This is a genomic window from Streptomyces sp. PCS3-D2 (genome assembly GCF_000612545.2).
Classification (GTDB): domain Bacteria; phylum Actinomycetota; class Actinomycetes; order Streptomycetales; family Streptomycetaceae; genus Streptomyces.
Genome location: NZ_CP097800.1, coordinates 5,353,228 through 5,362,814, shown reverse-complemented (window position 1 = coordinate 5,362,814; position 9,587 = coordinate 5,353,228). Strand labels below are relative to the sequence as shown.

Annotated in this window: 19 protein-coding genes and 1 pseudogene; 14 read left to right on the top strand and 6 right to left on the bottom strand. The window is 71.0% G+C overall.

What is annotated here, in order from left to right:
- Positions 1–33 precede the first annotated feature (33 nt).
- Together AW27_RS23810 and AW27_RS23805 are read right to left on the bottom strand one after the other, a co-directional pair.
- Positions 34–369, bottom strand: a complete 336-nt coding sequence (locus AW27_RS23810) for an Imm32 family immunity protein (RefSeq protein WP_236647818.1) — start codon at positions 367–369, stop codon at positions 34–36.
- Positions 359–715 carry a hypothetical protein gene (locus AW27_RS23805; RefSeq protein ID WP_052031223.1) on the bottom strand — a complete coding sequence of 119 codons (357 nt, stop codon included), beginning with the start codon at positions 713–715 and terminating at the stop codon, positions 359–361. The genes AW27_RS23810 and AW27_RS23805 overlap by 11 nt, the downstream gene beginning before the upstream one ends.
- A 126-nt stretch (positions 716–841) precedes the next feature.
- Between AW27_RS23805 and AW27_RS23800 the strand changes: the two genes are divergently transcribed.
- The gene (locus AW27_RS23800; RefSeq protein ID WP_037927472.1) at positions 842–1,309 is read left to right on the top strand and encodes a DUF4240 domain-containing protein; all 468 of its coding nucleotides are present in this window, start codon (positions 842–844) and stop codon (positions 1,307–1,309) included.
- Here the strand turns inward: AW27_RS23800 and AW27_RS23795 are convergent.
- From AW27_RS23795 to AW27_RS23780, 4 genes and pseudogenes are all read right to left on the bottom strand, one after another.
- Positions 1,298–1,510: pseudogene (locus tag AW27_RS23795) on the bottom strand (GntR family transcriptional regulator); the annotation flags it as partial. The gene AW27_RS23800 and the pseudogene AW27_RS23795 overlap by 12 nt on opposite strands.
- Before the next feature lie 312 nt (positions 1,511–1,822).
- Positions 1,823–3,118, bottom strand: coding sequence for a tyrosine-type recombinase/integrase (locus tag AW27_RS23790; RefSeq protein ID WP_078556982.1), 1,296 nt, complete (start codon positions 3,116–3,118; stop codon positions 1,823–1,825).
- Entirely contained in the window at positions 3,108–3,368 is a 261-nt protein-coding gene (locus AW27_RS23785; protein WP_052031224.1) for a hypothetical protein, read from the bottom strand. The genes AW27_RS23790 and AW27_RS23785 overlap by 11 nt, the downstream gene beginning before the upstream one ends.
- A gap of 202 nt (positions 3,369–3,570) precedes the next feature.
- Positions 3,571–3,942 carry a hypothetical protein gene (locus AW27_RS23780; RefSeq protein WP_037927474.1) on the bottom strand — a complete coding sequence of 124 codons (372 nt, stop codon included), beginning with the start codon at positions 3,940–3,942 and terminating at the stop codon, positions 3,571–3,573.
- A 288-nt stretch (positions 3,943–4,230) separates the two neighbouring features.
- On the opposite strand from AW27_RS23780, the gene AW27_RS23775 reads away from it, so the two are divergent.
- The 13 genes from AW27_RS23775 (at position 4,231) to AW27_RS23715 (ending at position 9,582) form a co-directional block, all read left to right on the top strand.
- Positions 4,231–4,509: a hypothetical protein gene (locus AW27_RS23775; protein ID WP_037927476.1), complete on the top strand. Its 279-nt coding sequence runs from the start codon at positions 4,231–4,233 to the stop codon at positions 4,507–4,509.
- Between the two features lie 6 nt (positions 4,510–4,515).
- Positions 4,516–4,743: a helix-turn-helix transcriptional regulator gene (locus tag AW27_RS23770; RefSeq protein ID WP_037927479.1), complete on the top strand. Its 228-nt coding sequence runs from the start codon at positions 4,516–4,518 to the stop codon at positions 4,741–4,743.
- A gap of 81 nt (positions 4,744–4,824) precedes the next feature.
- On the top strand, positions 4,825–5,256 hold the full coding sequence (locus AW27_RS23765; RefSeq protein WP_304949905.1) for a hypothetical protein: 432 nt from the start codon (positions 4,825–4,827) through the stop codon (positions 5,254–5,256).
- The gene (locus AW27_RS23760) at positions 5,253–5,747 is read left to right on the top strand and encodes a hypothetical protein (protein WP_037930820.1); all 495 of its coding nucleotides are present in this window, start codon (positions 5,253–5,255) and stop codon (positions 5,745–5,747) included. Before AW27_RS23765 ends, AW27_RS23760 begins: the two co-directional genes overlap by 4 nt.
- Complete coding sequence (locus AW27_RS23755) at positions 5,737–6,276, top strand: hypothetical protein (protein WP_157840342.1); 540 nt, start codon at positions 5,737–5,739, stop codon at positions 6,274–6,276. Before AW27_RS23760 ends, AW27_RS23755 begins: the two co-directional genes overlap by 11 nt.
- On the top strand, positions 6,273–6,647 hold the full coding sequence (locus tag AW27_RS23750) for a hypothetical protein (protein ID WP_037930813.1): 375 nt from the start codon (positions 6,273–6,275) through the stop codon (positions 6,645–6,647). The genes AW27_RS23755 and AW27_RS23750 overlap by 4 nt, the downstream gene beginning before the upstream one ends.
- Positions 6,644–6,796: a hypothetical protein gene (locus AW27_RS23745; protein WP_157840341.1), complete on the top strand. Its 153-nt coding sequence runs from the start codon at positions 6,644–6,646 to the stop codon at positions 6,794–6,796. Before AW27_RS23750 ends, AW27_RS23745 begins: the two co-directional genes overlap by 4 nt.
- A 218-nt stretch (positions 6,797–7,014) precedes the next feature.
- On the top strand, positions 7,015–7,386 hold the full coding sequence (locus AW27_RS23740; protein ID WP_037930809.1) for a hypothetical protein: 372 nt from the start codon (positions 7,015–7,017) through the stop codon (positions 7,384–7,386).
- Between the two features lie 49 nt (positions 7,387–7,435).
- The gene (locus tag AW27_RS23735; protein ID WP_037930806.1) at positions 7,436–8,458 is read left to right on the top strand and encodes a hypothetical protein; all 1,023 of its coding nucleotides are present in this window, start codon (positions 7,436–7,438) and stop codon (positions 8,456–8,458) included.
- Between the two features lie 12 nt (positions 8,459–8,470).
- The gene (locus AW27_RS23730) at positions 8,471–8,680 is read left to right on the top strand and encodes a hypothetical protein (protein ID WP_037930802.1); all 210 of its coding nucleotides are present in this window, start codon (positions 8,471–8,473) and stop codon (positions 8,678–8,680) included.
- A gap of 10 nt (positions 8,681–8,690) precedes the next feature.
- Complete coding sequence (locus AW27_RS23725; RefSeq protein WP_052031400.1) at positions 8,691–9,008, top strand: hypothetical protein; 318 nt, start codon at positions 8,691–8,693, stop codon at positions 9,006–9,008.
- Positions 8,996–9,220, top strand: a complete 225-nt coding sequence (locus tag AW27_RS23720; protein ID WP_037930800.1) for a hypothetical protein — start codon at positions 8,996–8,998, stop codon at positions 9,218–9,220. The genes AW27_RS23725 and AW27_RS23720 overlap by 13 nt, the downstream gene beginning before the upstream one ends.
- Positions 9,217–9,582: a hypothetical protein gene (locus AW27_RS23715; protein WP_037930797.1), complete on the top strand. Its 366-nt coding sequence runs from the start codon at positions 9,217–9,219 to the stop codon at positions 9,580–9,582. Before AW27_RS23720 ends, AW27_RS23715 begins: the two co-directional genes overlap by 4 nt.
- Positions 9,583–9,587 lie beyond the last annotated feature (5 nt).

Here is a 9,587-nt window from a genome sequence, read left to right as displayed (position 1 = left end):
CACCCCTGCGTCCCCAACCGCGCACAACAAGGGTCATTCGCTGTCGTTGCGCTCCAGGACCAGGCCCACGGACCCGACGTCCAGCCCGTTGCCGTCCTCGAGGTGCAGATGGGCCCCATCCGGAACTCCTTCCCCGGCCAACACCAGCAGATGCCCGGCAAGCGTCCTGAGACCCGCGGCATCCGCTTCGATGACGACCTCGCTCCCGAGGTTCCGTACCTCGATCCGGGCATCGGCATCCCAGGAGAAGCGGAGCCCCGTACCCTCAACCGCGGCCGTGACGTGCGTGGTCTCGATCGGCGCTGGGCCGGTTCGCCCCTCGCACGCAGCAGACCGGCGGAAGCTCGGTACGTCAAGGTCACCCGTCACGCCGCGCGTCCGTGATCGCGGCACGATCGATGCCTCTCCTCGCTGCCAGCGCAGTCACGTCCACTCCATGCTCGACCAGGGTGAGATCGATGTACTCGCGCAGTTGCTCCCGCTCTACGGTGCCGAAGCCGGCGTCGCTGTGCACAGCGTTGAGGGCGAGAACAGCCCTCTCGACCGTCCCGAAGAGCTCTTCGTCCGAGGGCTCCACGAGCACCCGCACCTCCGCCTCGAACGCCTCCAGCGCTGAGTCCGTGGCCCCCAGCAAGGACTCGGGGTACATCTCTGCCGCGCCGGCACACTCGGGCCCCATGATCCCGGCCTCGACATCGCGGGCGACCTCCGCCATCCAGGCACGCCAGTTCTCCGGGGGTCTGTTCGCCGTGGCGAGAACGTACGCCGGAGCGCTGACAACCCAATGCGCTTGGGTGCGCTCGTTGTTGTCAGACCACCCTGGCATCGTGCGCCTGTGAGAATGCCATGGGCCGATTTCTGGGCACTGATAGCCACCCTGGACGGCGAAGCAACCCAAGAGAGCTGCCAGCGCCTCGCCGAGACGCTGAGCTGCCGTTCCCTCCCCGACATCATCGGCTTCGCGGAGCGTCACGCCGAGGCCCTCTACCGCTTGGACCAGGAGAAGCTCGGCACACTTCCGGTGGCCGATCTGACGGCCCGGGACGGCAGTCCGTTCCCGCAGTCGTCCGATGCGTTCCTGTACGCACGTTGCGCTGTTGTAGCCGCAGGTCAAACCGTGTGGGAACGCGCCCTCTACGATGTCGACGGATTCGCGCCGTACACCTCCACCGAGTACGACGGCGAATGGCTGCTGTACGTGCCGGACAAGGCGTACAAGCTAGCCACCGGCGACGAATGGAACCGCTCCACCCGGTGCTGCTTCGAAAGCTACTCCAACCGCGACGGCTGGCCGCACCTACAGGGCTGAACCGGCCCACCACTCACTGGGCATCTCACAGAGGGCCACGGGCACGACGATGTCCACCGTCTCCGCGGTCGCCCCTCACCGCTGTAGTACGTCCGCCGAATGCGTGTCGAGCCGCGCCTGCTGGACGCCCAGTAGTGACGCTTCGTCGACTGTCGCCCGCCGCGGCTGGGGCTGCTGGTCCGCGTGGCTGATCGCAACGCCGCACGAAGGCACAGGCGCCCCTCACCGATCCCCGGCCGCGCAGCACCGACCGTACCCGTTGCCGTCAGATGTGCGTACAGAAGGCCCCCAACCAAGATCGGTTGAGGGCCTTTTGACTGGTGGGCGCGGACGGTTTCGAACCGCCGACATCTGCTTTGTAAGAAACCGTAGAACCCCCGTGAGGGTTAGTGAGGCTCAGTGAGGGCCGGTGAGCCTGCCTCAACTCCCCTCCCCGGCCGAAGAGTGAGCCTCCGTGAGCTCTCGTGAGGGTCGGTGAGGGGGTGTTGTGGCATCGATGTGGCATCCGCACGGCTACCCCACTGCCCGCAGGTGCCGCCCCGTGACCAGCGCGGACCGCACTTCCTCGACGAGTTGCGGCCCGGCGTGCTGGTACAGCCACGTGACCCGGCCGCCCCGCTCGTGGCCCATGATGACCTGGACGTCCTTCTCCGGGACGCCCGCGTCCTTCAGCCGGGTGGCGAACGTGTGCCGGAGGTCGTGCACGCGCGGCCAGAACTCGTGGCGGCCGGTCTCCGGATTCTTCACGATGCGCGCCAGCCCGGCCGCCTTGATCGCCGGAATCCAGTGCCTTCGGAAGTTCGGCCTGGTCAGGACCCCGTCCAGGTCGACGGCAACACCGTCCTTGCCCTTCCTCGCCTGCCCGGCCAGCGGCCCACGGAAGATCAGCTCTTCGGCGTGCATGCCATCCTCGATGGACGACTCCGTCATGGCGGGCCGATGCCGATCCATCATGACCCGGACGGCCTCGACGGCGGCTGGCGTGAGCGGCACTGTCCGGAAGCCGGCCCTCGACTTGGGCGCCATCTTCCGGCGGATCTTTCCCTTGTCGTCGACGAGAACTTCCTTCACCTTCACCGTGCAACGCTCAAGGTCGACGTTGCACGCCCGTAGGCCGGTGTACTCGCCCCACCTCATGCCGGTCTCCTCGGCGAACACCACCAAGGGATGGTAGTACGCCGTGAGGTGCTCACGGATCAGGGCGGCCTGCGCTGCGGTGGGCGGGATGAGGTCGTCGGGGTGCTTGGCCGGGGCCGGGGACACCTCGATGTCGAGGCACGGGTTGAGGCTGATCCGCCGGTCGCGAAGCGCGGCCACCATCATGTGCCGGAGCAGCTCCAACACCTTCTTCTGGGTGGCGTGGCCCTTGACCTCGTTGGTGATCCAGTCCTGCACCTGGATCCAGGTGATGCTGTTCAGCTTCCGGGCGCCCCATTTCGGTTGTACGTGGACGGTCCAGGCGGACAGCTTGCGGTTCCCCGTGGTGACGGACTTGACCTTGACGGTCGGCCACCAGATTTCGTACCACTCGTCCACGGTGATGGCGCCGCGCTTCGGGTCCTGGTAGGTGCCCTCGCGGATCTGCGTGCGGACCTTGTCGAGGTGCGCGGACGCTTCGCGCTGGGTGGGGAAAACGGGTCCGCACTGCTTGCCGTCCGGGTCCCGGTAGCGGGCCTGCCAGGAGCCGATACAGTCACGGCGGGCCCGGCGCTCGCCGTACTTCGCCGGCGGGTACTTCTCCTGGCACAGCTTGCAGCCGCACCCCTGTTCCCGCAGTTGGCGGGGGTTGTTCGTTGCTCTACGCGCCATGGCGCATCACCGTCTCCTCCTTGCTCGTCCGCTGCGTGGGTACGCGGGGCAGGAGCCGAACGGGTGCCCCGCAGTGGCAGCGTGCACCATCGGGAGGCTGCTGGACGGCCATCTTGGAGAGGATCAGCCGCAGGGCCCACAGGCGGCGTGTGTCGGGCAAGGTGGCGGGGAGGGTGATGGTGTTGCTGGCCGCGTCCCAGTGCCGGTAGGTGTCGGCGGGCGCGGAGGTGATGCGGATGCGGATGCACATGCTGATTCCCCCGTGGGCAGGCGGACGGGTTGTCAGCCGCGGGGGAGGGCGTCGGCCGTGTGACAGAAATGTACTCGCCGTTAGGTGAATATGCGACCACTCTGCGTACGAAAAGCTCATCGCCGTGCACATGGAGTGAGCGCGCCCGTTTGCGTTAGACCTTGGGGTGTGGTCAACGGTTGTACGACTCGGGCTGAATTCCCTACTGCGAGTTCGAGGCCCTGACTGCGCGCATCTGGATCAGCATCAACTGCTGCTGCTCCGGAGTGAGTTCGGCGAACGTGTCGCGGAGTTCCTGCTCGACGTCGTCGGAGAGGCTGCCCGGGGCGCGACGGCCGGCGGCGGCAAAGATCTCTTCGCGGCTGAAGTGAGGGTAGGCCGCGGCGAGCTGTTCCAGCATCTGGCGGCGGGGCCCCTTGGAGCCGCCCCGCTTGCGGTGCACCCAGGCGTTGACCGTCGCGGGGGCAGCGCCGATGGCGCGCGCGATCTCGGACTCGTTGACCTTGTAGTGGTCCTTGAGTCGCTGGATCAGCTGCGCGAGATCCTCGCCGACGGTTTGCCCCTCGTACTCCACGGGGTAAGAGTGCCCGCCGATCTTCTACTTTTGCAAGTGAAAGTAGAAGCAATGGCCTGAATGAACGCAGCGCGCGACCTCCCCATCACACGCCGGCGCATTGGCATATGCGGAACAATGGAACAGCCGTTCGATTCCCGTCAGCGAGCAACCGTAAACCGCCCTGCCCTCGACAGCGCCTCACTGAAACTCACGCAGGCTCATTGACACTCTGACACTGACACAGTAGAAATGTGTCAACGGCGGCGCACACCGCGCCGCACCGCCCCACAACACACGAGGCGAACGATGACCAACCTGCTCCGCAAGGGCGCCGGCCAGCCAATCCGAAACGCGATGAAGCGCCAGGGGCTGACCGCCGAGACACTCGCGGGGGCCACCAGGGCGGTCGACGTGACGGGGCGCGGCATCAGCGCACGAACGGTCCACAAGGTGGCAGGCCGCGGCGAAACCGCCGTGGACACCTGCCGCCCCCGGACCGGATGGCTGATCGCCGCGGCCCTCGACGAGCGAATCCATACGCTCTTCGACCTGCCTGGAGTTTCAACCGACACAGTAGAAAGGTAGCGCCCCATGGCGACGCTCGCCGAGCGAACCGAGGTTCTCCGCGACGTCGGAGTGGCCCCGCTCCTGACGACCGCCCAGCTGATGGCGCGGTACGGGGTCTCCAACTGGACCGTCAACGAGTGGGTGAAGGACGGGTGCCCGGTCGAGCCGACCGCGTTCCGCGGCCGCCGCTTCGACCTCGACGCGGTCCGGGCCTGGATGGCCGAACGCCAGCCGGCTGCCCTCACCGCCTGACCCCAGACGTACAGCGGGGCCGCCCGGACGGCCATCCGGAACGACCCCGGCATTCCTCAACCCAACGAATCGAGGAACACCATGGACGACGACAGTACTCCCCCCACCACCCCGCCCCGGACGTCGCAGTCCGCGGTCCTGCTGTCCCGGCTGACCCTGCGTGCCGAGCGGGACCGGGACCTCGCCACCCTCCTCACCGCGGTGTACTGGGTTCACCTGCCGGAGGGCCCGATCGTCCTGAGCGGCACCCTCTACCCGTACACACCGGGCCAGGAAGAGCACGGCGCGAGGCTCTTGGACCTGGCCGCCGACCTGTTCGGCGGGACGCCCAAGGCCGACGGCCGGCGGTACAACGACACGCACGACTGGTACCAGCTGGAGTTCACGTACGGCAGCCGCCAGGTCGAGTTGCGCGCCGTCGTGCCGGTCGGGTCGCCCGAGCACCGGCTGCGGGAGCGGATCGCCGAGCTGGAGGCCGTCGTCGCGGGTCGGACCGGCGGTGAGGCGTCGTGAGCGCCGTGCTGCGGGTCCGGCACGCGGCCGGCGCGCTGCAGGCGGCCATGGAGCTCGGTCACACGACGGCCGAGGAGCTGGCGCAGGCGCTGGAGGACTGCCAGCTGCTGCAGTCCCCGGAGACCGCGGCCGCCCGCGCGTCTCTCCGGCCGGTCACTGTCCGGCCGGTGACCGTCCCGGTGCACACCATCGACCCGGACGTGGAGGAGGACTCCCCGGCCGCCGACCTGGCGTTGCGGTTGCGGACGTCGCAGCCCGACGTCCTCGGGACGGTCGTGCGCTCGGCGACGGAGGTGCAGGTCACCGTCCGCCCGCAGTCGCCCGACTGCCTGCGGTGGTGGCTGGGGCGGTTCGAGGCCGACCCGCAGACCGGGACCTACCTGGGCGGCACGTATACCGTGCGCGGCCGCCGCGACGGCGTGACGGTCTACCTGGTCATCACCGGCGACGCCGTCACTGCCTGGTCCGGGGCGGTGCACCGTGCCTCGTGAGCTGCCCTTACTGCTCTTCGCCGTTGCCTGCCTCGTGGTGCAGCTCGTCCAGTACGGGGTGAGGCCTCCGCTGGAGCGCCGGCCGCCCCACCGGTTCCCGCCGGTGGAGCTCCCGGCCGCCGACTGGCCCTACGGCCCCGGCAGCGGACGGCACCGCCGCGCCGCCCCGGACGCCTGGGCCGTCTGCCACACCCCCCACTGCGCCCACCTCACCACCCGCCACACCCGTACCCCGGCCGGCCTCGTCTGCGACGAGTGCGGCGACGTGACTCCCGGAGGACCCATGCACGACTACGCCGAGTACGCCGACGAGGTGGAGCACCCCACCCGCGAGGAGGAGAAGGCCGCCGAGATCGCCCTGGACGTCGCCGACGACGAGCGCCGGGCGGCCGAGGAGGCCGAGGCGGGTGACGGTGCGGGCCCCGAGGACGACGAGGACTGCGGCGCCGAGTTCATCGACGGGTCGTGGACGTACTGCGGGTGCGAGGACTGCGCCGAGCGCGAGACCCGCGAGGAGGCGGACCTGTGAGCGGCTGGTTCGCGTCGCGCCGGCGCCTGCAGGCGGAGGTGGCGTACCTGCGGTCGCGGCTGGAGGAGGAGAAGGCCCGGCCGCGGCTGGCCGTACGGCCCGGGCCGCCCCCGCCGCCGGCCGAGTCCACCACCCCGGACGCCACGGAGACGCTGCTGCGCGGTCAGATCCGCGCCCTGCGGCAGATGACCACGGTCCCCGGCGCGACGGAGCTCGCCACCGAGCTGCGGACCTGGCGGGAGCGGGCGGGCAAACTCGACGCCCTGCTCCTCCAGGCGCAGGCCTGCAACGAGTCGCTGACGAGGGAGCTGCGGGAGCTGCGGACGCCCGCCACGCCGCTGCCGGCCCAGAGAGAGCCCGGGCTGGGATGAGCAACCTGACCGCCCTCGTCCTCCTCGTCCTGCTGTTCATGGGCCTGTTGGCCTGGGCCGTCGGTCTCCTGCTGTTCCTGGTGGTCACGGTCCGCGCCGTGGCCGCCGGGTGGCGGGCCGCCGTGGCCGTGGCCGTCCGCCGCCTGTGACTCGCAGGCCGCCGGCCTGCGAGGCCCTGCTCCTGCCGCACAGCCTGCAGCCCGCCCGCCTGTACCCGTGCGGGTGGCGCTGCGCCCGGCACACCCCGAACGCCTTGGCCGGGCGGCCTGAGACGCCGCCCGGTCCGGGCTGGCCTGCCGGTTCCTACCTCAACCTCCAGCTTCCTGACCCCGACCCGCCCGCCGACGCCACTTCGGAGGACTGACCGATGAAGACCCCGACTCCCGCCGACCTCGCTGCGCGGTTCGCTCCCGCCGTCCTGGCCGGGTCCCGCCGGAAGTTCCGCGGGAACTACCTGCAGGCCGTCCGCGACGCCCGCATGATCCCCCACACCAAGGTCGTCGCCCTGGTCCTCGGGGTGTTCGCCAACCCCGACGGAGTGATCCCCGCGAACAGGCAGCCCGGTGTCCCCGGCCTGGTCAAGGCCACCGGCCTGACCGCGGGGATGGTGCTGGTCCAGCTGGCCGCGCTGGAACAGCGCCAGTGGATCCAGCCCGTCCGGGGCGCCCGGTACGAGACCGAACCGCTGCAGCTGTCCATCCCCGCCGCCGCCATGGCCCGGGTCCGCGGGTGCCGTTGACGCCGCTCCCGCCCGCACTGCAGCACCACCCCGACCCAGAGAGGCGATCGTGCCCGACGAGCAGCAGCCGGACCACGTCAGCGGAGGCGTCCCGCACGCCTACCGCAACGCCTTGTACTGGCGGTGGACGCGGGGCCTCCCCCGGCCCCTGCGCGGTGGCTTCCTGACCGTCCTGTACGCCCTGGCGACCGCCGCGAACACCAGCGGTGTGCTGCGGATGCGGGACGGCAAGGCGATCCGCGTGCAGAGCGTGGCCGCGGCCTCCTGCTCGGACATCAAGGAGGTCCGGGTGTGGCTGCAGGCCGCGGTCGCCGCCGGGGTCGTGACCACCGAGGAACCGCCCGGCCCGGGCCGCCCGACCGTGTACGTACTGGTCATCAGCCCTCGCCCCGACTGGGCCGCGGCAGTCGCGGTCATCGAGGAGCGGAAGCGGCGCCGGCCGAAGAAGGAGTCGGCGCCGTGGGCCGAGGAGGCCGCCCCCGAGATGGGGGGACCGGCCCCCCATTCCGAGGGCCCGAATAGGGGGGACCGGCCCCCCAATTCACCGGAAGGCAAATGGGGGGACCGGCCCCCCTTGGAAATGGGGGGACCGGCCCCCCTTGAAATGGGGGGACCGGCCCCCCAACGTCCCAGGGTTACCCAGGTACTACCCCAGGAATCGGCTGCTGTTGGTGGTCACCTGACCCTGGGGGTCGCTCCCGAGGAGCTCGGCGAGCCGCCCGAGGTCGACGAGGTCGACACCACGCCGACCGAGGCCGACCCGTTCGACACCGCCCCGCCGCCCGCGCCGCCGCGCCTGGCCCTGACCACCCAGGAGCGGCGCGACGCCCGCGCCGCTGAGGTCAAGACGAAAAGCGCCAGCAGCCGGGGGCAGATGCCGCTCCTGCTGTCGGTGCGCGACCCCGAGCACGTGGCCACGGTCGCCGACGTACGCGCGGCCGCCGAGACCGACCCCGAGGCCGTACGGCGGGCGATCCGCAAGCTCGGCCGGACCGAGGCCATCAAGGTCTACGGCTGGCGCCTGGTCTCCCCCCACCTCCGCGACGACACCACCGCCACCGACACCGCCTGAGAGGGCCCACCCATGACGCTCCACGCCGCCCCCACCGCCCCGGACCTCCACGAGGCATGGGCCGACACCGCCCCTGTCCCGTTCGGCAGCCCCGCGCCGGTCCCGCCCGCCCGTACCGCCGCCGAGGACCTGGCCGCCAAGGGCCGGCACGTCCACCTCGTCTCCGGCGACGAGGTGGAGTGCCTCAACCACCGCGGATGCGTCCCGCTCCCGGGCATCTGAGGAGCCACCCATGCCCAGCGACTACGACGTCACCGCCTGCAACAGGTGCGGCCAGCCGATCCGGTGGACCATCACCGCCGCCGGCCGCCGCCAGGCCGTCAACGCCGAACCCAACCCGCTCGGCAACCTCGCCGCCTACCGCGACGGCGTCGGCACCCTGCGCTCCCGCGGCCTGACCGCCGACCGCCCCGACGTCGAAACCTACGAGCGCCGCTACATGCCCCACGCCGCCACCTGCACCGCCCCCCGGCCCGGGCGCAGCGGCCGTGCCACGCCCCGTGAGCGGTCCGGTGTGCGGCCGGTGCGCTGGCAGGGGTGGACGCGGTGAACCGGCCGGCCGGCGTCGTGGCGGACGCGGTGGCCGCGGTCGTCGCGGCGGCCGTGCAGCGCGAGCTCCTGGCGCTCGGCGTGGACCTGCCCGAGCGGGTCGCCGCCCTCGTCGGGGCGCAGGCCGTGGCCGACGTCCGCAGCGAGGGCTGGCACATCTGCCCACCGATCACCGCGGCCGAGGGCCGCCCGTCCCCGAAGGACCCCGAATGATCATCAACCTGACCGGCGACACCGTGCGCGTGTACGGGCCGGACGCTCCCGACGTCATCGCCGACGACGCCCTCGACACCGGGTGCACCGTGTTCGCCGCCGAAGTTCCGCCGGCTTACGTCGACCTCGTCTCCCTCGGCCGGGGCGAGCGCACCTTCCACGGCGGCCGCCCTGTCCAGACCTACCTGGTCCGGCACGTCGTCCGCGACCTGCCGCCCAGCCGCCCGAACACCTACCTCCTCGTCGACGCCGCCATCGGCCTGACCGCGCGCGGCCGCGCCGACCTCCTCATCGGGTTCGACTCCGTCCACGACGCCGCCGGGGCCCTCGTCGGCTACCGCCACCTCGTCAGCCCCTGCTGACCCGC